A 25,375-nucleotide genomic window follows, 5' to 3' on the forward strand; every position below is an offset into this window, starting at 1 on the left:
ATATTATTTTAATTGGGCAGTAAAATTGTTTAATTGACTTAACTGATTTTGTGCAAAAGCCTTTAAAGCGGTATCAGTTGACTGCGCTAATTTCCCGTAAAGCGAAATCAATTGGTTAATGTCGTTCCCCAGATAATTCAGGTAAGCTTTGTTAAAATCAGATCCTTTGAGTTTTGAAAGGCTTAAAATTGATTGCATAACTTCAGGTTTCACTGAAGATTTCCCACTTATTCCAGTGTTACCTGCTTCGCCTGTGCCAGGTTCATTTCTGCTGGTATCCCTCATGTTTTCCGGCGCTGAATCTATACGTCCATCCGGGCGCATACCGCCCTGAGGTTTGGTCATCGGCATGGCGATGTCTTTTTGCTTAGCAAAAGTCCTAAGTTTTGCGTTACTTTTAATAAAATAATCGCTAAGATTTTTGGCTAAGCCTTTCGTTTTTGCATTTGCATTTTTTACAGCTAAGCCTGATAACTCCAGTTGTTTAGTATTGATGACATAAGCTGACGATATCAACACAGCCGTAGAATCGGTATTTTGCTTCAAGTTTGATTTTTCAAACATAAAATTTGAAGGACTTTTCGCATCAACTTTAACTGTAAAACTTAGTATCCCAACACCTAAAACGTATAAAATTTGATTTTTCATTTTGTTTATTTTACCTGTTAGATAAACCCGCTTTACAATGTAAAAGTTTTGGAATGTTGAATCCGGATACCTTTTATACTAAATTAGATAAGATAAAAACATATCGTTAATGAAATTATGAGTAACTGATCTATATATGAACTGAATGCAAATTTGTATTTATACAAATTTTTTGTCTGTACTTTTGAATGAAATTCAATCAAATTATTGTATATTATGTACTATAATCATTACATTGACTTATCTTAATATATTTGAAAAGTGATTTAAAAGAAAAATATTTTTTTATTAAGCGAGATTATCCTTTTTTAACATAAATTATAATTTTTTAGTCAATTTTAGACTATTTCCTGGCCCTTTTGTTGTTTCCGATGTGCTTTTCTTTTTTCAATCACAATTTTGCTAATGTTAATTAGTTAGCTAAGAAACAATTAGCAGTAAATTTCGTTTACATATGGAAAGTCATATTTTCAAAAAAAACTTAATTTGTATTATGTATAATACAAATTAAGTTGGCAATAATTATTATTATTACGACATATTATGGACAAATATTTTTATGCTTAGAAAAGGTACCATCACATCATTAGAGGAAGACGGTTCGGGAATAATTACAGATGAAAATGAACAGGAAATCTGTTTTAAATTAGAAAAAAGCATGTTAGAAAACTTAACGGGGACCCCTGTAAGTTTTGAAATAGAATTAACTGATGAGGGTTTAATTGCCGTAGATGTGCAATTAAATATCAAATGTATTCTTTGATATTACGACTTTACTTATAACATTTTAGAATATTAAACATATGATCAAAATCCGGATTATTGACATTTACAAAGTCAGGCATATTTAATTTATTTAATTGCAGAAAAGCAAGTAAATCTTTAATGGTTTGGTTCATATGTTCAATGTTGCCTGTATGTTTTAAGGTGTTTATTTTTAATAACCTGAGTGATATTTCCACCATTTGTAATTCATGCTTCTTTGAGATGATTAAACCTTTTTCCAGCTCTTTTAAAGCATTTTCATAATTTTTAGTATGGTTAAGGAAATTTCCTTTAACCAAAATATAAGATGCTTTAATAAAAGGGGTACAATAGGTATTATCTTCGCCGATTAATTTATCCATATATCGAATAAGCCTTTGCGCTTTTTTGTGCTGATTAAGTTTAATGTTTGTTTGTGCAGCAATAACTAGTAAGAAAGAAGAGAATATCGATGAGCGTAAATAAAATATTTTAGGATATTTTTTTAAAATGGCAAAGAGAAAACGATTGCATGCTTCGTAGTTTTTACTTGAAAACAATACGATAAGTACCATGCGGTAAATGATAACCTCCACACTTGTAAGGCTTTCATTTTTTTGCGGGGCGGATTCGGCAATTTGCTGGCAAAGTTTTAAAATATTATCATTAAGTATTTTGCTGTTATTATTCTTATCGTTAAGTACATTAGAAAGAAATAAAATTAAATCATAAGGATTTAAGAGGAACAGATCTTGTAATCTTTTGTGGTTTCTCTTTAAAAGATTCATGTTTTCTGTTAAACCACTTTTATCAAGCGACATTACACAAATACTGCATTCCATCACATTTAATATGATTTGTATATCTTCATTAAATACCTTTTCAGAAATTTTCTTTATCGTCTCTTTATAGTTTTTACTGATCATTCGCCCCATAATCATAATGTCTATAAAGTGCATATTGATGGTTTGTGCGTTAAAAAGAGCATCTTTTTTCTCAAGTTCTAATAAAGCGGCATCACATATAAAATCAAATGCATCGTTCTTTTCTTCATTATTGAAAGGCAGTTTGAAAATTTCTTTTAATGCTTGTATTTCATTTCTGTTAATACAGAAACGGATGCTCCACTTCAGCATTAAAGTTCTCAAATCAGCCCAGTCGGCATAAACTGTTAAAATCTCTCTGAAGAAAGCCGTGTCGGGTTTAAAATTAAATTTTTCAGTAAGCTGAAAGAAAAGGAAATAAGTATAAATATCATCGCTAAGAAAACGAACAATTTCGGTTGGCGTTGATGTAGTTAACCTTTTTTCCTCTATCAGAATTCCAGAGTATACAAGTTCCCGGTAGGCTTCAGGATAGTTTATGATGTAGTCTAAAATTTTTTCTTTAGATACCCTGTAATGTAGATTTCCTTTGGAAATGGTATTGCTTATTTTTTTTAGGATAAAGATTTTTTCTGTACTGTTCTTAGACAGGAAAATTTTACTTTCTAAAAAATAAATAGTTAACTCCAGGCAAAGAATATAATCATTCAGCCTGATTTTATTGTTTTCTTGTTTAAGCCTATAGTAAACCTGTAGCCAAAAAGGGGTTTGAAATTGTTTAATCAAACCATCATGTAGATCATCATCTTTAATAACACTATTTTCAATCTGGGAAAGTGTATAAAAAATTTCTTCTTTATTTAGTGGCGGAACATTCGTATTATGGTCATAATCGAAAAATAAACCTTTATACCAGGCGTTTGTTAAAAATGCTGAACCTGAAATCGATGGCTGGATATTTACCCAATTATTCACTCTTAAGCCCAATACAATTTTAACAAAATCATTTTCTTCAATACTGTAGAGAAAATCTGTCAAAATTTTTAAATTATAACTTCCGGATAAAAACTGGTCAATCCCATCAACAATCAGTACGAAACGGCCTTTACATTCCCTCGGATTTTTCTTAAAATAATTTATCAGTTCGCTAACACCATAAAACTTAAATTCTTTATGAAACCAGTCTTTTAAGGATAAATCATTCTGAATGATATCATAAATTGTCCCCGAATTAATTAATAAAACGATGTCTTTTTTATAAAGTGCGTTTTCGCTGTAGAAAAAATGCTCTACAAAATGGGCGAGTAGAATAGACTTTCCTTGTCCGGGTTGTGCGCTTATCGTTGTGAATTGATAATTATTTTTTAGAAAATAATCAAAATCTGAATACAAAAAACTTCTGTTTGCCGTCGCCTCAAATGGGATACCTGAACTGTTCTTACTTGCAATTAAAGAGGCATCTGTTATCACCTGGCATCTGATTTTAAGATCCGACCAGATGTCATTTACATGTTCGGTCTGGCTTGTTTTATCCTTACAGAAAGATTCCCAGTCTGGATAGCCGATGTATTGCGACAGGCTGTTGAGTGTAAATAAGGAAAATTTATGGTGTGTTTGAGCAAATCCAAAAAATCGTTTAACTGTGGTTTCGCTGATATAATTTTTGGTTTCCTTAAATATAGATTCAGAAATCGTCTTACAATTTGCCGGATCGATGTTTCGCAAGCCGGATTTTATAAGAACGAATTTCCTTAGCTGAGAGATTAATTCGTTTGTGTTCATATTGGAGGATGATATGCTAATGTCATCAAAATTTCGCAATAGCAGAAATCATTTCGGTAACAATATTTCTATGAACAAAATGAACGGGCTGAATCACAAAATAATGAACGGCAATGGATAAATCCTATTAGATATGGGCGACGTAGATTTGAAAATGAACTGACAAATTCCTCCAATGGGATACCAATTCCAATTTTAAAAATTAACCCTGATAACGCCAGACATGATGAAAAACTCTACCCCTCAATCCTTTTTAAGGAAAATTTTTCTTATCCCACTAATCACAATTGTCTCATTATTAACGCTTCTAAAATCAGAATCGTATAGCCAAACAAAAATTTATGCTAACGCTTTAGGCGTCACGTCTAATGTAGATAATGCTTCTAACGCTTTAACACCAAGCGAAACAACGTTTGCAACGGTGAGATCGTCAGGCGGTACTGCACTTAGCTTAGGTGCTTATACAGGTGAGCTGGAACTCAAATTTCCGGCTACCCTTCCGGCTGGAACAACATCATTTATCAGGATTGATGCCGATCCAACCTTGTTAAATCAATTACTTGGCGGAAATTTGGGTGGATTGCTTTCCGGGGTAGTTGGGGGAGTTGCTTTAGGTAACCATTCAATAGAGGCCGGAGCAAGAAATTCCAGTGGAACAACCGTTTTAAGTGGTTCGAGTACGGGTGCCTTCACCACACCAAATTTAAGACTTGTAACAGATGCCAACGGCTATTTCTACATGGCATTAAGGCCAAGCCAAGATTATGACAGGGTTTACATCCGTGATGTAACGAGCGCTTTATTATTAGGAACCTTAAATAATACCAAAGTTTACCACGCTTTTTATACCAATGGAATTGATGTTTGTGCACCCGCTTTTGCTACCGATTTTGAAGGCAATGGCTTAACCGTTGATGTTTTGGGTTTAGGTAAAGCAGGTGTAACTAATCCGAATTTCGCAATCGATGCAAGCACAACGAATTATTCCGAACTAAGTTTGGGGGCTTTAGGTGTAGCAGGGTCCATCAGTCAGAATTTTTACTTCAATACACCATCAAATGCAGGAGATGATTTTAATTTAAGGTTTAGCGTCTCTTCAGCGTTATTAACCGCGGGTGTTTTAAATAGCCTTACAGTTACAGCTTACAATGGTAATAACCAGGTATACACCCAATCTGCAGCAAATGTGCTCAGCTTAGATTTGCTAACCTTATTGGGTGGCGGACAACCGGTAACCGCTGCATTTTCTCCCGGCGTTCCTTTTGATAGGGTTAAGGTTACGCTTTCATCCCTGTTAAATGCCAATTTAACACAAACGGTTTTAATTTATGGATTAACAAAATCGGCAGGACGGCCAACGTTTACGCTACCTGCTACAAATAACGTGACCACTTGTTATAATACTACTGCAGGCTTAACGGCCACCACATCAAATACAAACGAATTGCGCTGGTATGATGTAATTCAGGGTGGAACTGTATTGGCCACAACAGCATATAACGGAACATTTACAACGCCTGCGTTAACTGCGAATAAGGTATATTATGTAGCGGCCAGAAGAATTGGATGTACGGAAGAATCTGTTAGAGTACCGGTTTCAATTACAGTAAATCCTGCCATTGTATTTAATTCAACCACATTAATTAACGCTTCAAACGGATTTGCTTATGCAAAACAAATTGATGCAGCTACAGGTGGCACACCGGCTTTTACCTATGCGTTAACGAATGGAAGCAGCCTGCCGGCCGGTTTAAGTTTATCGTCGTCGGGGTTAATTTCAGGAACCCCTACAGTAACGGGTAGTTTTACTTTTTCTATTACAGCTACGGATAGCAAGGGCTGTTCTTCAACTGCGGGTTATACGTTGGTTGTTACACCTGGATTAGCTTTAGCACCAGGCACCTTACCAAACGGCACAACCGGGGTTCTATATCCAACTCAGGTTATTCCACCGGCAACCGGTGGTACAGGTCCTTATGTATATTCAGCTGTAAATCTGCCTCCGGGATTAACCTTCAATGCAAATACAAGAGAAATAACCGGAACACCAATGCAGACCGGAATTTACGCGATTCCGGTTACGGTTACAGATGCAACAGGAAATAGTGTGACGGCCAGTTATACCATTAAAATTACTGACCCTTTAACCTTACCTTCAGCTACTTTGGCTAATGGTACCACCGGCCAGGCTTACCCGACTCAGGTAATTCCTTCGGCTGCAGGCGGCAGTACACCCTATGTGTATGTAGCAACAAATCTTCCTCCGGGCTTAAGTTTTAATCCGTCGACGAGGGAAATTACCGGCACACCAACTACAGCAGGAACGTATACAATTCCGGTTACCGCTACAGATGCTGACGGAAGGACCGTAAGCACTAATTATACTATTATTGTAACCGATCCGCTATTGCTTCCATCTGCAACACTTGCCGGTGGAACAGCCGGTACAGTTTACCCAACCCAGGTTATTCCATCAGCAACTGGTGGTGTTGGGCCTTATACATATGTTGCAACAAGTATTCCTGCAGGCTTAACATTTAATGCCACAACCCGGGAGATTACCGGAACACCAACGCAGGCAGGTAATTATACAATTTCTGTTACGGTTACGGATAGCCAGGGCAGAACGGCTTCTAATACTTACGCTTTAAGTGTTACAGGTGTACTATCTTTGCCAAGCGCAAGTTTGCCTAATGGAACTGTGGGCGTTGCTTATCCTACACAAACCTTGCCCGGCGTTTCAGGTGGTACCCCACCTTATACTTATTTAGCCACTAATTTACCTCCCGGACTTAGTTTTAATACAGCAACAAGAGAAATAACAGGCACTCCAACATCAGGAGGAACCTTTGTGGTTTCCGTTACCGGAACAGATGCTGATAACAATAAAGTTAGCACCGATTATACAATAGTAGTAAATGTTAATCAACCGGTGGTTGCAAATGCATCTGTTTGCGCAGGAAGTTCAGCGACTTTAAGTGTAAGTAATTTACAAGCCGGAGTTACCTATAACTGGTATGGTCCTACAGGTAATACAGCACTTGCGACAAACAATTCAGGCGTTTTTACCACACCTGCTATAAATTCATCAACTACTTTTTATGTTGAAGCCGTTTCGGGTACTGCAGTTAGTGCAAAAACAGCTGTAAATATTTCCGTAAATCCTGCTGCAAATCCGGCAGTGGTAACCACCAATAATCAGGTTGTTAATTCAGGTCAAAGCACGACCTTAACAGCTACTGCCGACGCAGGCAATACGATAAAATGGTATGCTGCAGCTACTGGAGGTACAGAATTGGCTACAGGTTCAAACTTCACAACGCCGGCATTATCAACAACAACGACCTATTATGTAGAAACTACAAATGCAAATGGCTGTACAAGTAACGGCAGGGTTGCTGTAACGGTTACGGTTATAAACGGAGGTGGTGGTACAGCTTGTAATGCGGCAAACGCGCAAAATACAGGTATAACAGGTATATGTTTGTTATGTAACGTTAACGGACCTGGAAATTCTACCGATGCAAATCCAAATAATTATACACGAATCAGCCTGGCAGTAGGGGCAACAGCTACAGGTTTTCAACAACTTATATTTAATTCTGCAGGAACAGCAACAGACAGTGTTCGTTTAGACCTTGGTTTACCTACAGGATTATTGGACCTATCGGTTTTAAACAATATTACCGTTAATCTGATGAATGGTGCCGCTATAGTTGGCAGTTATCAATTAAGTTCTTCAGTATTAAAACTTGCTGTTTTAGGTGGCAGCCGGTTTACAGCGACGTTTCCGGCAGGTGCCGTTTACGACAGGGTAGAACTTCGTTTCGGAGGTTTAGTATCAGCAGTAAGCAGTTTAGATATTTATGGCGCAACTATAGTTTATCCTAACCCTACACTTACAAGTGGTTCACAAACAATTTGTTCAGGGAACACGGCAACACTTTCTGCAACTGCAAATGGTGGAACGAATTTAAAGTGGTTTGATGCTGCTACAGGAGGTAACCTGCTTGCAAGCGGTGCAACATTTACAACACCGGCATTAACCGCAACAACAACTTACTACATAGAAGTTGCTAACGGAACCTGCGCGAACACAAACAGGGTACCGGTTACCGTAACCGTTACACCAGTTGTAACACTACCTGTTTTAGCACCTGTTGCCAATGTCTGTTCAGGTTCAACTGCGACCTTATCTGTAAGTAATCCTGATCCGGCACTCACTTACAACTGGTATACCGCATCTACCGGTGGTACTGCAGTATTTACAGGAAGTACTTTTGTAACACCAGCTTTAACTGCTAATACAACTTATTATTTAGAAGCTGCAAATGGAAATTGTGTAAGCAGCAGTAGAGTTGCAGCATCAATAACGGTAAATCCAAGACCATTGATTCCGACTGTAGCCCCTTCTTCTTTAACTGTTAATTCAGGACAAACTGTTACCTTAACTGCGAGTTCATCAGAAACCGGCGTTACATTTAAATGGTACGATTCGGCCGCATCAACAACACCTATATATACAGGTGCAACGTTTGTAACGCCTCCTATAACGACAACGACCAGTTATTATGTTGAATCCGTTTCCGCTTCAGGATGTGCATCAGCAAACAGGGTACAAATTACCATAACCGTAAATGGTACCGGTACACCGGTTACAGTGCCTTGTGAAGCTGCAGCGACACAAATAAATGGCGTAACCGGGGTTGCTTTACTTGCCGGTGTGTTTAATCCGGGTTTGGCTATAGATAATGATGCACAAACAGCGTCTTCATTGGTTATGCCGGTTGGCGCCTTAAACGCATCCGTATACCAACGATTATATTTTGGAAGTTTATCAAATGTTGGTGATACCCTAAAGGTTTTAATTTCATTTCCTCAAAGTCTGGCTTCTGTCGGCGTTTTAAATAATATTGCTGTTACATCTTATAACGGCGCAAATTCGAATAACGATGCGGTCTTTTTGAATAACAATTTACTTAACATAACACTTTTAAACGGCAATACTCAGGCCCTGATAACTTTAATTCCGACTGTTCCTTTTGATGGGGCGCAATTAACATTAAATTCCGGGGTATTAGGTGCCTTAACCTCCGTTAATTTAAACTACATGCAACGTGCGTTGCTTGCACCTCAGGTTGTATCCTCAAATGTTTCGGGTTGTGCCGGCTTAACAGCGGTTTTACAAGTTCAGAATCCTGTTACAGGCGTTACATACAGATGGTTTGATGCATCGCAAAATGCACTAACCGACGGACCGACTTTCACAACACCGGCATTAACAACTGATACAAAATTCTATGTTGCAGTGGTTTCGGCATCAGGATGTGTAAGCGCGAAAACGGTTGTTAACGTAACCGTTCAACCTGTACCTGGTTTGCCGGAATTATTATCGCCAACAGTAAGTGCATGTGCCGGAAGTGCCATTGTTTTACAGGTGAAAAATCCGGTAAATGGTATAACCTATAAATGGTACGATGCAAATGGAATTAGTGCCGGTCCGGATGGAACGACTTTAACAGTAACACCGATAGCGAGCACGACTTACACCGTAGAAGCCGTAAACAGTTGTGGAACAGCCTCTGCAAGAGCTACTGCAACGGTAAATATCGGCGCTACACCTCAGGCACCGGTGATAACACCATCTTCAGCAACTATTGTATCTGGTACAAGTGCTAGATTAATTGCAACAACATCAAATGTTGGTGCGACAATTAACTGGTACAGCGATGCTGGTACGACAAATCTTGTATACACCGGTACATCATTTACCACACCTGTATTAACCGCAACCACAACATACTATGTAAACACGACGGTTACCGGTTGTGGTGTAAGTGCCCCTGTACCTGTTACGGTTACGGTAATACCTCCAACTCCGGGTACTGCGCCTTGTGGTATTGCAACAACTACACTTACAGTCGGAGTTAACGGTATAAATATTGGTGCCGGCGTATTTAATCAAGTCGCTGCTGTTGATAATGATGTTAACACCGGATCCACTTTATTTATCCCGGCAGGAATAGCGGGTACCTCTGTTTATCACCGTTTAGGTTTTTCTGGCGGTTTATCGAACGTTGGCGATACTTTAAGGGTTAAAATTTCATCTCCCGGCAGTTTATTGTCTGCTGCAGTATTACCAAATTTAACTTTAACAACCTATAACGGCGGTGTAAGCAACGCTGATGCGGTAACGTTAAACAGCCAATTAATTCAACTTGATTTAGCGACCAACGGTAGTGAAGCAACATTCACATTCATTCCTACAAAACAATTCGATGGTGTAGAATTGGGTTTAAGTTCTGGTTTGGTTGGCGCATTAACATATATTGATTTTAATTACGCACAAAGATCGATAGCCAAGCCTGAAGTAAGTGCAACTACTGCAACGGCCTGTCAGGGTTCAACTGCTTTATTAAGTGTTAATAATCCTAAACCAAATACGACTTATAAGTGGTATCAGGGTGCTGTTTACCAGGCAGGAAAAGATGGTGTTACTTTTTTAACCGATCCGACTTTGGCGGTTGGCAGTTACGACTTTTTTGTAACGGCAACAGGCGGTAACGGATGCGAGAGTACCCCTGTAAAAGTTGTGGTTACCATCTCCGCGCCACCGGCAGGACCTACACCATCTCCAGGTAATCCGGCTTCTACTTGTTTGAATACTCCTGCTACGCTAAGCATTCAGCCGGTTTCAGGCATCATATACAATTGGTATGATGCAGCGGTTTCAGGAAACTTACTGGTTAGTAACAGCAGCAGTTTTACAACGCCTGCTAATCTGACCGCCGGTACCTATACCTACTATGTAGAGGCTGCTTCAATTTCAGGATGTACAAATGCGACCAGAACACCGATTACCCTTAAAATAAATCAAGATGCTGTTCCGTCTGATATTTTAATATCAGGAAACACATCATTGTGTAATTCTGGTACAACTGTTTTAACAGCAAGCAGTACAACAGTTACCAGCCCGGTATTTACCTGGTTTAGCGATGCCGCACTAACGAATCAGGTTTTTGTTGGCGCAACTTTTACAACACCGCAAATTACTTCAGCTACAACCTATTATGTAACGGTTAGCGGAACCAATCGTTGTGTAAACAAGCCTGGAAATGCAGCAACTGCTACAATTACGATTAACCCGGTAGCCGTGGCTTCTGATATTAACGTTTCAGGAATAAGTACGATTTGCGCAGGTTCGGCCGCTACGCTTACTGCGAGCTCTGTAATACCTAATGCGATATTCACCTGGTACAGCGATGCTAACTTAGCAACAGTTGTATTTACAGGGCCGTCGTTTACAACACCGGCTTTATCAGCAGATGTTACTTATTATGTAACAGTTAAAGGCGACGGTAAATGTGAGAACACACCTTCAACAGCTAAAGCTGTTTTAATTAACATTAATCCTTTATCAACTGCAGGAGATATAAATGTTACCGGGCTAAATGTAATTTGTAAAAACTCAGCAGCCGTTTTATCTGCTTCGTCAGCTACGGTAACCAATCCGGTATTTACCTGGTATAATGATGCCGCATTAACAAGTATTGCATATGTAGGTTCATCGTTTACAACCCCTTCTTTAAGTGCAACGACAACCTATTATGTTACTGTTAAAGGAGATAATAATTGTGCGAATGCTGCGGCTAATGCTAAAATTGTGACTGTAACCGTTAAAGATTATGCTACTGCAGCAGATATAACCCTAAACAATGTAAATATCTGTTCCGGTAATTCGGCTACTTTAATGGCTTCCAGCTTAACGGTAACACAACCGGTATTTACCTGGTACAGCGATGCCTCATTAACAGTTCCGGTGTATACGGGGCCAACATATAATGTTTCTGTAACCAGCACCACTAATTTTTATGTAACCGTTAAAGGAACAAATAAATGTGAAAACGCAGCTGCTGATGCTAAAGTTGTTACGGTTAATGTAAATCCTCTAGCAACAGCTACAGATATTATTGTTGCCGGAAATACAGCTGTTTGTACTGGTTCTTCAACCACATTTACGGCAAGTTCAACAACTGTTGTTAATCCTGTATTTACCTGGTATAGCGATGCTGCGCTAACTAATATTTCCTTTGTCGGCGCTGTATATACTACACCAGCCCTCAGTTCAAATACTACCTATTATGTTACGGTAAAAGGGGATAATAAATGTGAAAATGCGCCGTCTACAGCAAGAGTGGTTCAGGTAACCATTAATGCCACACCTGCCAGTCCGGTTATCTCATCGACTGGAACAACAATTTGTTCAGGCAACGCGACAACACTTAATATTCAAAATCCTCAGGCAGGCGTAACTTATGAGTGGTACAATTCGGCGAGCGGAGGCAGCCTGTTAACAACAGGAACTTCATTTACAACACCGGTATTAACAGCAAGTACCAATTATTATGTTCAGGTCATTGGTGCAGGCGGCTGTACCAGTTCAGCGGGTAGAACAATGGTTACGGTAACCGTAAACCCTCAGCCTGTGGTCCCTACAGTTGCAAGTAATAACTTAAATGCATGTTTAGGTAGTGCTGCATCTTTAACTGTTACCAATGTTCAGCCAAACTTAACATATAACTGGTATACGACGGCCACCGGCGGAACAATTGCAGGTACCGGCGCAACATTTACAACACCGTCATTAACAAACAATATAACTTTTTATGTAGAGGCTGTATCCGGTTCGTGTATTTCGAATAACCGAACTCCGGTAAACATTACTGTTTTACCATTACCTGATGCACCAGGCCTGGTAAGTGCCGTAAATGGCCTAATCTGTTCAAGTAGTACAGCTGTACTGAATGTTACTTCACCGGATGCGAGTTTAACCTACAGGTGGTACAATACAAGTTCGGGTGGTACGGTATTGGGTCAGGGTACCAGCTTTACAACACCATCGCTAACCGCGACAACTATATTTTATGTAGAAAGCGTAAGTGCATCAGGTTGTAGCAGTGCAACGAGAACGCCGGTGACAATTACGGTTGCACCTGTATTGACGGCTCCTGTTGTCAGGGTACAAAGCACAACGCCTAACAGTGTAACATTTACATGGAATGCTGTTTCAGGCGCAAGTGGTTATGAGGTATCAACAGATAACGGATTAAGCTGGCAAGCCCCATCCAACGGCTCTGCATCAACCAGTCATTTGATAACCGGTCTGAAACCGGGTCAGGCGGTGGTGATTCTTGTTAGGGCTACCGGACAAATTGGTTGTCAAACCAGTGCAAATTCTACAGCAATAACCGGAAACGCAGAGAATCCGATAGGAAATGAAATCTTTATTCCGAATGTGTTTAGTCCTAATAACGATGGTAAGAATGATATCTTCCTGGTTTACGGAACAGCCATTGCCTCGGTTAATATGAATATTTATACCCAATGGGGGCAGTTAATTTATCAGGTGAACTCAACCACGACCGGTTGGGATGGAACTTATAAAGGTATTGCACAACCAAACGGCGTTTACGTATACGTAATTGAGGTTGGATTAACAGATGGCACTAAGGTTATGAAAAAAGGAACCATAACCCTAATCAGATAATTAACAGATAAAATTTATAGCTATAAACTACATCCCATGAACATTCTATCACCTCTTAAAATATATGTTGCAATGCTTTTAAGCATTGCAACATTGAATCTGAAAGCGCAAACAGACCCTCATTTCTCTCAATATTATGCTTATCCCTTATGGTTAAATCCGGCATTAACAGGCGTTATTGATGGCGATTACCGGGCTTCAGTTAATTTTAAGCAACAATGGGGTGCAATTTCGAATGCTTATTTAACCGGTGGTGCCTCTTTCGATGTGGCACCCACTAAGAACTTTGCTTTCGGGGCTACAATTTTAAACCAGAATGCCGGAGAACTTAATTTCAATTACCTGACGGCTTTGGTTTCTGGTTCTTACCGGTTAAGGTTTGGTGCGACAGGATTGCAGATGGTCAGTTTTGGTTTGCAGGCCGGGTTTGTAAACCGAAGTTTCGATTTATCGCAGGGCAGGTTTGGCAACCAGTTTAACCCGGTTGAAGGTTATAATGGTGGTACTTCGAGCGGCGAAAGTTTTTCATCAACTTCCTCGTTTGTGCCTGATATTAATGCCGGGATAATGTATTTTGATGGTAATCCTAATCAAAATGTAAATGTATTTCTTGGTGCAAGTGCTGCACATTTAAACAGGCCTATAGAACGTTTCACTGACAACAGTACACGTACGCCGATTCGTTTTACCGCACACGGCGGTGCCAGAATAAGGGCTTCGGAAATGGTCGATATTGTACCAAATGCCCTGGTTATGTATCAGGGAAATACTGACGAGATTTCGGTTGGCGCTTACGCACAGCTAATGGTTAATAACCAATCTAATATTTTATTTGGTGGTAATTACCGCGTTAAAGATGCCTCTATTGCTTTTGTCGGTTTGCAATTTAAAAACATGGTTTTCGGTTTAAGCTATGATGTAAATACCTCCACATTGAGGAGGGCATCAAATAGCGGTGGTGGTTTAGAACTATCCATCTCGCTTATTGGCCGGAACGGCATAATCGGTCCTAACTTTTTCTGTCCACGTTTATAATTATTTTTTATGAAAAAATTAATCCTCTTTCTGATTGTTGCTTCCGTTACAACAGCAAAAGCGCAGTATGTTGTTAATTATAAGAAGGTTGCTGATGCGTATTTTCAAAGTAAAGATTATTATGCAGCCTCAACATTTTATAAAAAGGCCTTAAAAATTACCTCTGATAGCACACAGGTGGTTTTGCCTTATGGAAAAGATAAAAAACAAAACAGCGATGAAAAGCTAATAGAAGATTATGAAGGTTCGCTGTATAACCTTGCAGAATCGAGCAGGATGTACCGCGATTTTTCTGAAGCCGAGAAATATTATGAAGTAGCAAGTACCTTCGGTAATCCAAAATACAGAAAAGCATTGTTTTACTATGCAGAAAGCTTAAGGGCAAATAAAAAGTTTCCCCAGGCCATTAATGCATTCGAACAGTTTATTGCTAAAAATAAAACTGATGAGCTGGTTAAAGCCGCAAACCTGGAAATCCTGTCATGCAAATTTGCGATTAAGGAAATGCGTTTTCCAAAATTGGTACAAATTAAAAAAATGCCGGGAGGCATAAATGGTTTAGGATCGAACTATGCACCTGTAGAAGAAGGTGGTGATTTTTACTTTACTTCTTCGAGACCTGTTTCAGTTACCGGAAAACCGGAAATAATAAAGGAAGTAAAAGGCGAAACGCCAATTGCTACAAAGGCAAATCCATTTATCAATAGCTTGTATAAAGCAAAATCCGGTTTGCAGGAAGCCGAAGTGAGCATAAAAAAAGTAGATATCAACCTGCCGAAAGATATGGAGTTTGCTGCGGCCAGCTTTAACCCGGAGGGCACGGTTGTTTATTTTACCGCTTGGAAGGAAAATGAAAAATATGCAATATACACTTCAACCAAAACCGGCGATAAGTGGTCAGTTCCGCAATCAGTAGGCCTGCAAATTAACAGCAGGGATTTTAATTCCGCTCAGCCGTTTGTTACCGATGATGGAAAATTCCTCATATTTTCGTCAGATCGCGTGGGTGGTTATGGTAAATACGACTTGTGGTTTGCGCCCATCAGAAATGATGGTTCTATCGGGCAGGTTGTAAATCTTGGTCCGGAAATTAATACAGAAGCCGATGAAAAGGCACCCTATTATAATACGGTTACAAAAAAACTGATATTTAGTACAGATGGCAGGATTGGTTTTGGGGGCATGGATTTTTTTGAATCGGAAGGAGATTTAATTAATTGGACTGCACCAAAAAATATGGGCTATCCGTTTAACTCATCAAAAGATGATATTTATTTTACAGCAATAAACAGTGATGGGAGCAAAGGCTATATCAGTTCGGACAGAGAATCTTCTTGCTGCCTTGAAATTTTTGAAATAAAAAGGGAATACATTTCTGTTTCAGGAATCATTACCGATTGTAAAACTAAGAAACCATTGGATGGTGTTTTAGTGAAAATGGCTGATCCGGAAATGGAACATACATTCGTTACTACTGCTACAGGTAAGTATGAATTTAAAATGGATAGCAGAAAGCCGGTAAAATTAAATATGACGAAAGATAATTATTTCGCTTTAAATAAAAATTACAGTTATGAAGAAATTGCCAAAGCAGATACCTTAATGTATGCTGATTATTGCATCAATTCTTTCAAAATAAACGTGCCAATTGTTTTGGATAATATTTATTATGAATTTAACAGTGCAGAACTAACTGAACCGTCCAAAAAAGTACTCGATGCCCTTGTTGTTATTATGGACGATAATCCGGAAATGGAAATAGAGCTCGGTTCACATACCGATAATATCGGAACAGATGCTTATAATCAGGAATTATCTGAAAGAAGGGCTAAATCTTGTGTAGATTACCTGGTCAGTAAAAATATTGCACAAAACAGAATGACGTTTAAAGGTTATGGCGAAAGTACTCCGGTAGCGCCTAATAAGTTTAAAAATGGAAAAGATAACCCTGATGGAAGGGCAAAGAACAGACGAACAGAGTTTAAGGTAACTAAAAAATAAAGTAGTTGTTACATTAGTTTATTGAAGGCGGGAGATTAATGCTCCTGCCTTTTTTAGTTATGGATATATCGGGCTACCCGGTAAGCAAAATCATTTAAATCAAATGGTTTGTTTATGAAATCTTCTGCAGTACATTTCGATTTAACATGGTTTAAGTGGTTATTGGCCGACATCATCATAACCGGGATATCGTAGGTTTTGGCGTTTTGTTTTAACGCTGTGCAGATATCAATTCCATTTCCATCTGGTAACATAATATCTAAAATAATCATATCTGGTTTATGATTACTCATCTGTAACCAAAAATCTTTAGTGTTTGGACACGCTTTAACCTCATAAAGTTCTTCAGTTAATAAAAATTCGATAACATCTCTGATTGCAGGATTATCTTCAAGGATATAAATGCACTTTTTCATAAGCTTTATTTTATATACCATTACATAACCCTATTGAAGATGAGATGTTTAAAGGAGTTGTCCACAATGTAAAAGTTGTTAACTTCTGCGTTATAATTTACCCGGAATTTTACCATGAACATCATGATAATTACAGGTGTATGTTAATATTCCTTAATAACTAGATAATCCCCTTAAATTTTAAACCTGTAAAAATTATTTCTTTGTTATAATTACTAACCAGATACTTAACACATTACATTCGAGGTCAAATCTCTTACTGTATCAATTGCCGGAGCTTTTCCGGTATAACTATAATTAATATATCCGGTAGGTTAAAAATAGCAACTAAGCTAAGCAAGAATTGGATATGAAATTTGAAAAGGAAGTAGCCAATGAAATCCTGATAAGGGTTAGGGAAGGAGATAGTACAGCGTTTCAAATCGTTTATAACCATTACAGTTTAAGGTTATACAATTTTGCCTATCGTTTTCTTAAAAGCAAAGAATTGAGCGAAGAAATTGTACAGGAAACGTTTATAACTTTATGGACAACGCGTGAGCGGCTTGATGAAAAGTACAAAATGGGTTCTTACCTGATTACAGTTGCAAAACGGCTTGCATTAAACGTGCTCAGGCACCAATACATTTCTGATAATGCTTTTGAGAAAATTAGTAAAGTTGCTGTAAAGTCTAATAACGATACAGAAAATTATGTTTTCTATAATGACCTTTCAAACTATGCGGAGCTTATGGTGAAAAAGCTGCCGGATAAACAACAGGAAGCGTTCCGGTTAAGCAGGTTTCACGGGCTTTCGCATGAGCAGATAGCCAAAAAAATGCAGGTTTCTGAAAACACCATTAAAAATCATATAGCTGCTGCCCTGAAAACCCTCAGACTCCGTTTGAAGGATGCAAACATCTTTTTGTTAATAGTATACCACTTCATCTGCCAGTTTTAATGTAAGGGCGGGGTTTCCGGAGGTCGTTATTATCTTGCTTAATAGTGAATCTTAAAGTAATAGATTTTACTGGGTTTTATGCATCAGGATTTCCGCCTGCGCGGAAAAGACGGCCTGATGGAAAGGCGTGGTAATTGGGAACTTTATCATCCCTCAAATCGTCATTCTCGCGCATGCGGGAATCTTATTTGTAATATAAGTTTTCATGTTATGGTCTGTAAGCCAAAGACCATGGAGCGGGTTTTACCCGATATTTTGCATTAGGATTTCCGCCGGCGCAGAAAAGACGGCTTGACGGAAAAGCGTAGTAATTGGGGACTTTATCATCCCTCAAATCGTCATTCTCGCGCATGCGGGAATCTTATTTGAAATATAAGTTTCCATGTTATGGTGTGTAAGCCAAAAACCATGGAGTGGGTTTTACCTGCTATTTTGGATTAGGATTTCCGCCTGCGCGGAAAAGACGGCTTGCTGGAAAGGCGTGGTAATCGGGGACTTTATCATCCCTCAAATCGTCATTCTCGCGCATGCAGGAATCTTATTTGTAATATAAATTTTTCCTGTTATGGTGTGTAAGCCAAAGACCATGGAGTTGGGTTTACCCGGTATTTTGCATTAAGATTTCCGCTTTGGTGGAAAAGACGGCTTGCTGGAAAAGCGTGATAATCGGGGACTTCGTCGTATTGTATTTCCCATGCAGATAGGAACTTTAACACCATTAAAAATAAATTTTAGAACGCACTAGTACCTGAGCCTTTCTGAAGTGTATTCAATATATAAACTAACCAAATTAACCATGCCAGACGATTTCTGAAATCCGGAAAAATAACCTGGCCATTATCTATTTCTTGTGAACAAAGCCTACATATATAAACTTTTAAGAAAGTTTGTTGAAAAAGATCTGAGCGACGAAGAGTTTCTTGAATTAAAAGAAATTCTGGCAGACCATAAATTCGAGCCATTAATACTTGAGCTGATGGAAAGTGAATGGGAAACCTTTACGCCGGTCATTAATTTATCGCCAGCCCGTTCGGAATATCTATATAATCAAATTATTACCGATAAGCGTTTCACCCAATTGCAAAATGATAAAAAGAGTCGGTTCCGTATGCTGACCAAAAGAATCGCTGTTGCAGCCTGTACGGTTTTGGCTGTCTTTGCTTTATCGATAGTAGCCTATAAATACAATCAAATAAATACACCCACTTATGTATTATATAAGGCCCCTTTAGGCGAGCGCATTTTAAGGCTATTACCTGATGGTTCAAAAGTATGGCTGAATGCCGGTACAACGATTCGCATTATTAAAGATTTTAAAGGAAAAACCCGGGAAGTTTTTTTAGAAGGTGAGGCTTTCTTTGATGTAATACATGATCAAAAACCATTTGTTATCCATACCGGAACCTTAACCACGCAGGTTTTAGGCACGGCGTTCAATGTATCTGCCTATCCGGAAAAAAACATCAGCGTTGTTGTGTTACGCGGGAAAGTCGGCGTAAAAGATACCCGCCATTTAATTGGTTTTGTTAAACCCAATGAGGAACTGGAATATGATGTGCTCACAAAAGCTTCAAAATCGCTCCAGGTAAATGCTGCATTGTATTCTTCCTGGACTAAAGGCGAGCTCGAATTCAATGATGTCAATATGGAAGAAGCCGCCGAAATCCTTTCCAGGTGGTATAATGTAAAAATTGCTTTTAAAGATGAAGGTATAAAAACAAGCCGTTTTGTAGCATCATTTCCGGCAAACACCTCTTTAACACAGGTGATAAACATTATCAGTAAACTAAACAAATTCAAGTACGAAGTTAATAAGAACATCATCTACCTATCCAGACAAGGAAATAATTAATAGTCTAACCAAACTAACCAAACAAAACCATGAGCTATATCTACGCAAAACCAAAATAGGCCAAAAAGAAAGCCACCATGATTGCATTCATGATGGCTTCAAATTTAGAATCTGAAGCTTCGTAACCATCAGATTCAATGAATCTTAAAAAACAGTTCAGCTTATTAAAAATCAAGGTAAATATATGATAATTTTTACTAGAAGTCCCTTTATGCCCCTACGGGTATTAACCAGATATGTTTTATATTTTATGAGATGCACCGCTTTAATTACAGCCGCTATATTAGTAAGCATTAGTCTTATAATGGCTAATCCGATTAATGCACAGGGAATTAACGACGTGCAGGTTAAGATTACTAATTTTAAAGGTAATTTAGAATCTGCTATAAAAATAATTGAAAACCAGACAAAGTTTCGTTTTGCCTATAAAGCAGAAGAAACCGGCGTTTACCAATCCGTAAATATACAGGCAGGTGCCCGATCGCTCGCTAAAACACTTGATATTTTACTCCTTAAAACAAAACTTAAATACACAGTTGAAGGAAATTATATCCTCATTTCACCAAAGGATGAGCCGCCCAAAGCGGTAAAAAAAGTATCGGAAGATATTACCGTAACAGGTATAGTTAAAGACCAGACCGGCATTCTGATTGGTGTAACGGTTTATTTAAAAGGTGATACCAAACGTGCGGTACAAACAAACGAAACCGGCCGCTACACAATAAAAGTCCCTGCAAATGGAATATTGGTTTTTAGCATGGTTGGATTCGAAAGCCGCGAAATACAAATTAACGGTGAGGGTGTTATTAATATAGAACTTACACCTATAGATAACAAGCTCAATGAGATAACGGTAGTTGCCTACGGAACGCAAAAAAAATCGAGTATGGTAAGTTCCATTACAACGATTAGTCCGAAAGAGCTTAAGGTACCATCCAGTAATTTAACAACAGCCCTGGCCGGAAGGCTGGCGGGCGTTATTGCTTATCAGCGGTCGGGAGAGCCCGGACAAGATAATGCCGCTTTCTTTATTCGTGGCGTAACTACCTTCGGCTATAAGAAAGATCCTTTGATTATGATCGATGGGATAGAAGTAAGTGCGACTGATTTGGCCCGTTTACAGCCCGATGATATCTCCAGCTTTTCCATTATGAAAGATGCAACAGCGACCTCGCTTTATGGCGCCAGGGGTGCCAATGGTGTAATACTGGTTACCACCAAATCCGGAAAAGAAGGTCCGGCCAGGATAGCCGTTCGTTTCGAAAACTCCATTTCATCCAATACCCAAAAAGTAGATTTAGCCAACCCGATAACCTATATGCAGCTGGAAAATGAAGCTGTATTGACCAGAAATCCACTTGGTATACTGCCTTATTCTCAAAATAAGATAGATAATACTATAGCAGGCTTAAATCCTTATGTATATCCGGCCAATAACTGGACCGACCAGCTGATTAAAAACACAACCAATAACCAGCGCCTGAATTTTAATGCGAATGGCGGAGGAACGGTAGCCCGGTATTACATTGCAGGTACAGTTAATCAGGATAATGGTATATTAAAAGTTGACCAAAGAAACAATTTCAACAGTAATATTAACCTTAAATCTTACCAGTTACGTTCAAATGTGAACATCAACATGACCAAAACCAGTGAGGTTATTGTTCGCTTATCAGGTAGTTTTGATGATTATAAAGGTCCGATAGATGGCGGAAGCGGTGTATACTCAAAGATTTTAAGAGCCAACCCGGTTTTATTTCCGGCCTATTATCCTTCAGAAATGATGCCTAAAACCAATCATATTCTTTTCGGAAATGAGCGAATCAACGGTACAAACTACATTAATCCTTATGCAGATATGGTTAAAGGTTATAAAGACTACTCCAGATCTACCTTAAATGCACAATTCGAGTTTAAGCAGGATTTTAAATTTATCACGCCGGGACTTAGTGCCAGGGGAATGTTCAACACTTCACGGTATTCATTCTTTGATATTTTACGCAACTACAACCCTTATTTTTATAGCGCTTCCGGATACAACAGGCTAACCAATAACTATGGCTTAACCAGTTTAAATGAAACAACAGCAACCGAATACCTTAATTATAGTGAAGGACTAAAAGATATCAACAGTTCAACATACATCGAAGCTGCTGTTAATTATAATAAAACCATTGCCGAGAAAAATGAAATAGCAGGGTTGCTTGTTTATCAGCGAAGGAATCAGATTTTTGCTAACCAGGGTTCGCTTCAAAAATCTTTACCTTACCGTAATCAGGGTGTATCGGGCAGGTTCACTTATGGCTATGATAACCGTTACCTCGCTGAATTAAGTTTTGGTTACAATGGCTCGGAAAGGTTTTATAAAACGGAGCGTTACGGACTTTTTCCTGCCGCAGGTATCGGCTGGTTTGTTTCCAATGAAAAATTCTGGAAACCCTATGAAAAGATTATAAACAAACTTAAGCTAAAAGGAACCTACGGAATTGTTGGAAATGACGCAATTGGTAGTGCCGATGATCGTTTTTTCTACCTTTCTGAAGTTAATATTAACGATCCGAATAAAGGATTTAATTTTGGTGAAAACTTTAACACCTATCGCCCGGGCGTAACCGTTACCCGTTACGATAACCGCGACATCACATGGGAAACTGCCCGCAAATTAAATTTAGGCTTTGAATTAGGTTTATTCAACAGCCTGGAAATTCAGGCGGATTATTTTACCGAAAACCGGAATAATATCTTAATGGACAGGGCATCGATCCCTACAACCATGGGTTTATCAGCAATTCCCCGTGCAAATGTAGGTAAGGCAAAAGCAGGCGGTTTTGATGTATCCGCAGATTATAACAAGACTTTTAACAGCGGGTATTGGTTGCAGTTACGTGGTAATTTTACCTATGCACACAGTGAATTTACCGCTTATGAAGAACCACAATACAATGAAACTTATAAAAGCAGGGTTGGTAAATCACTTAATCAGCGGTTTGGCCTCATTGCCGAACGTTTATTTGTAGACCAGGCCGAAGTTAACAATTCACCCGTGCAAACTTACGGCGATTATGGTGCAGGCGATATTAAATTTCGTGACGTAAATGGGGATGGCCGGATTACAGATCTCGATCAGGTAGCCTTAGGTAATCCTGAAGTTCCTGAAATTATTTATGGTATGGGTTTCTCTACCGGTTACAAAGGCTTTGATGTTTCTGCCTTTCTGCAAGGCTCGGCCCGCTCTTCTTTCTGGATTGATGCACAGGCAACCGCCCCGTTTGTAAATTATTACACGGCTGATGAAGTTGCCGGAAGGTCGCCGATAACCGGTGTGCCACAAAATGCACTTCTTCAGGCTTATGCAGATAGCCATTGGTCTGACGACAATAAAGACCTGTATGCTTTATGGCCGCGTTTAAGTACGACTGTAAACCGCAACAACGCCCAAACCAGCAGCTGGTTTATGAGAAATGGTGCTTTCCTCAGGTTAAAGTCAGTTGAAATCGGTTATTCATTACCCAAGCAATTAAGCTCAAAACTGCACATTGCCAGCGCAAGGATTTACGTGAGCGGTACCAACCTGGCCACTTTAAGCGGCTTTAAATTATGGGATATTGAAATGGGTGGAAATGGCTTGGGCTATCCCATCCAACGGGTGTATAATATGGGAATACAAGTTGGCTTATAATTATAAAACGATGAGAAATTTAAAAATATATTATATCATAACCTTTTGCATCCTCTTAACAGGCTGTAAAAAAGATTACCTGGATGTAGTTCCGGATAATGTTGCCACGATCGAAAATTCATTTACGAGTAGAAATGAGGCAGAAAAGTATCTGTATACCTGTTATTCATACTTGCCGCAGGAGAGCGACATCAATGCCAATCCGGCGTTTTTGGCCGGAGATGAGTTTTGGACCTATTGGCCCATCCCTTCCGGAAATCCGCTGCCAAGCAATCCACAACAAATTGCCCGTGGTAACCAGAACATCAGTAGTCCTTATTTAAACTTCTGGGATGGGTCCGCTGGCGGGAAACCTTTATGGAGGGCCATAAGGGATTGCAATATCTTCCTCGAAAATATCGCCAAAGTACCGGATTTAGACCCCTCTTTAAAAGACAGGTGGATAGGTGAAGTAAAGTTTCTAAAAGCTTATTATCATTTTTATTTATTGAGGGCCTATGGTCCGATACCTATTGTGGAAAAGAATCTTCCGATTTCGGCTTCAATAGATGAAGTAAAAGTGATGCGGCAGCCGGTTGATAAGGTGGTCAACTTTATAGTCGGTTTACTGGATTCTGCAGCCTTGAATTTACCGCCAAGCATTCAGAACAGGGCGTCAGAACTGGGAAGAATTACTAAACCTGCTGCATTAGCCATTAAAGCCAAGGTATTGGTTACCGCTGCCAGTCCGCTTTTCAACGGTAATTCTGATTTCGCACAACTTAGAAACGGCGATGGCACAACATTATTCAACGCCACAAAAGATGTAGAAAAATGGAAAAGGGCTGCTGCAGCGTGTAAAGAGGCAATTGCGGCATCAGAGAGTGCCGGCGTTGCTTTATATGAATTTAATGAACTGGTAAATGTTTCGCCCCGTATCAAATTAGAAATGAACATCAGAAACAGTATGGCTGATCAGTGGAGCAATGAACTGATTTGGGGTTTTTCTAACGGCGCAGGTTCGTTCATACAAGGTTGGGCCATGCCAAAACTCGATCCGAACAAGCTGGCCAACGATTCATTTAAAGGCGAACTCGCCCCGACAATCCGCACAGCTGAACTTTTTTATACCGATAAGGGCGTTCCAATTACAGAAGATAAAACATGGGATTATGTCAACCGGAATAACCTTCGCACCGCAACAACTGCCGATCAGGATTATCTTCAGAACGGATATACAACAGTAGGCCTTCATTTTAACCGGGAACCGCGTTTCTATGCCGATATGGGCTTTGATGGTTCCATCTGGTACATGCAGAACGGTACCTGGAAAGTTCAGGCCAAATCCGGGCAGGCTCAATCCAGGAAAGGCGCCAATGGGTATTCGATAACGGGTTATTTCGCCAAAAAACTGGTTAACTGGAAATTTGTAATCCAGCAGGATTATGGATTTACACAACAGGTTTATGCCTGGCCAATGATTCGTTTAGCAGATGTTTATTTAATGTATGCGGAAGCTTTAAACGAGGCAAATGGCCCGTCAAGTGAAGCTTATACCTATATCAACAAAGTTCGTAAAAGAGCAGGACTTGCTTCTGTTGAAGAATCCTGGACAAACTATTCCAACAATCCCGGTAAATACCTCACACAGGATGGGCTTAGGGAAATCATCCAGCAGGAGACATCAATAGAGTTTGCTTTCGAAGGCCATAATTTCTGGGATCTCCGAAGGTGGAAGAAAGCATCGGAGGTGCTCAACAACCAGGTATACGGATGGGATATCGATCAGGCAGATGCCATTAACTACTATCGGAGAAAACCGCTTTTTAGTCAGAAATTTGTAGCCCCAAGGGATTATTTCTGGCCAATCAGCGAGGGAAGTCTTATCGTAAACAGAAACCTGGTTCAAAATATCGGTTGGTAATTTA

General features: G+C 39.3%; 13 protein-coding genes. 8 read left to right on the forward strand and 5 right to left on the reverse strand.

Annotated elements, in window-relative coordinates:
* Positions 1-3: 3 nt before the first annotated feature.
* Positions 4-648: a DUF4142 domain-containing protein gene (locus O0931_RS04860; protein WP_269414425.1), complete on the reverse strand. Its 645-nt coding sequence runs from the start codon at positions 646-648 to the stop codon at positions 4-6.
* Positions 649-1,207: 559 nt separating this feature from the next.
* Between O0931_RS04860 and O0931_RS04865 the strand changes: the two genes are divergently transcribed.
* On the forward strand, positions 1,208-1,411 hold the full coding sequence (locus O0931_RS04865; protein WP_269414426.1) for a hypothetical protein: 204 nt from the start codon (positions 1,208-1,210) through the stop codon (positions 1,409-1,411).
* Positions 1,412-1,421: 10 nt separating this feature from the next.
* On the opposite strand, the gene O0931_RS04870 is transcribed toward O0931_RS04865, so the two are convergent.
* Positions 1,422-3,998 (reverse strand): hypothetical protein, encoded by a 2,577-nt coding sequence (locus tag O0931_RS04870; protein ID WP_269414427.1) that lies wholly within the window; start codon positions 3,996-3,998, stop codon positions 1,422-1,424.
* 223 nt (positions 3,999-4,221) lie between these two features.
* Between O0931_RS04870 and O0931_RS04875 the strand changes: the two genes are divergently transcribed.
* The 3 genes from O0931_RS04875 to O0931_RS04885 are packed head-to-tail and all read left to right on the forward strand — an operon-like array spanning position 4,222 to position 16,581.
* Positions 4,222-13,545, forward strand: a complete 9,324-nt coding sequence (locus tag O0931_RS04875) for an Ig-like domain-containing protein (RefSeq protein ID WP_269414428.1) — start codon at positions 4,222-4,224, stop codon at positions 13,543-13,545.
* Between the two features lie 36 nt (positions 13,546-13,581).
* Positions 13,582-14,580, forward strand: coding sequence for a PorP/SprF family type IX secretion system membrane protein (locus tag O0931_RS04880; protein ID WP_269414429.1), 999 nt, complete (start codon positions 13,582-13,584; stop codon positions 14,578-14,580).
* 9 nt (positions 14,581-14,589) lie between these two features.
* Entirely contained in the window at positions 14,590-16,581 is a 1,992-nt protein-coding gene (locus tag O0931_RS04885) for an OmpA family protein (RefSeq protein WP_269414430.1), read from the forward strand.
* A 53-nt stretch (positions 16,582-16,634) separates the two neighbouring features.
* On the opposite strand, the gene O0931_RS04890 is transcribed toward O0931_RS04885, so the two are convergent.
* Entirely contained in the window at positions 16,635-16,997 is a 363-nt protein-coding gene (locus O0931_RS04890) for a response regulator transcription factor (protein ID WP_269414431.1), read from the reverse strand.
* A gap of 349 nt (positions 16,998-17,346) precedes the next feature.
* Here O0931_RS04890 and O0931_RS04895 point away from each other — a divergent pair, with 349 nt between their 5' ends.
* Positions 17,347-17,937, forward strand: coding sequence for an RNA polymerase sigma factor (locus O0931_RS04895; RefSeq protein ID WP_269414432.1), 591 nt, complete (start codon positions 17,347-17,349; stop codon positions 17,935-17,937).
* A 208-nt stretch (positions 17,938-18,145) separates the two neighbouring features.
* Here O0931_RS04895 and O0931_RS04900 read toward each other — a convergent pair whose 3' ends face one another.
* Together O0931_RS04900 and O0931_RS04905 are read right to left on the reverse strand one after the other, a co-directional pair.
* The gene (locus O0931_RS04900; RefSeq protein ID WP_269414433.1) at positions 18,146-18,289 is read right to left on the reverse strand and encodes a hypothetical protein; all 144 of its coding nucleotides are present in this window, start codon (positions 18,287-18,289) and stop codon (positions 18,146-18,148) included.
* 211 nt (positions 18,290-18,500) lie between these two features.
* Positions 18,501-18,656, reverse strand: a complete 156-nt coding sequence (locus O0931_RS04905) for a hypothetical protein (protein WP_269414434.1) — start codon at positions 18,654-18,656, stop codon at positions 18,501-18,503.
* A 131-nt stretch (positions 18,657-18,787) separates the two neighbouring features.
* Between O0931_RS04905 and O0931_RS04910 the strand changes: the two genes are divergently transcribed.
* The 3 genes from O0931_RS04910 (at position 18,788) to O0931_RS04920 (ending at position 25,371) form a co-directional block, all read left to right on the forward strand.
* Complete coding sequence (locus O0931_RS04910) at positions 18,788-19,789, forward strand: FecR family protein (RefSeq protein ID WP_269414435.1); 1,002 nt, start codon at positions 18,788-18,790, stop codon at positions 19,787-19,789.
* Between the two features lie 304 nt (positions 19,790-20,093).
* Entirely contained in the window at positions 20,094-23,468 is a 3,375-nt protein-coding gene (locus O0931_RS04915) for a TonB-dependent receptor (protein WP_269414436.1), read from the forward strand.
* A gap of 10 nt (positions 23,469-23,478) precedes the next feature.
* Positions 23,479-25,371 (forward strand): RagB/SusD family nutrient uptake outer membrane protein, encoded by a 1,893-nt coding sequence (locus tag O0931_RS04920; protein WP_269414437.1) that lies wholly within the window; start codon positions 23,479-23,481, stop codon positions 25,369-25,371.
* Positions 25,372-25,375: the final 4 nt, after the last annotated feature.

Source organism: Pedobacter rhodius (assembly GCF_027213645.1).
GTDB lineage: Bacteria > Bacteroidota > Bacteroidia > Sphingobacteriales > Sphingobacteriaceae > Pedobacter > Pedobacter rhodius.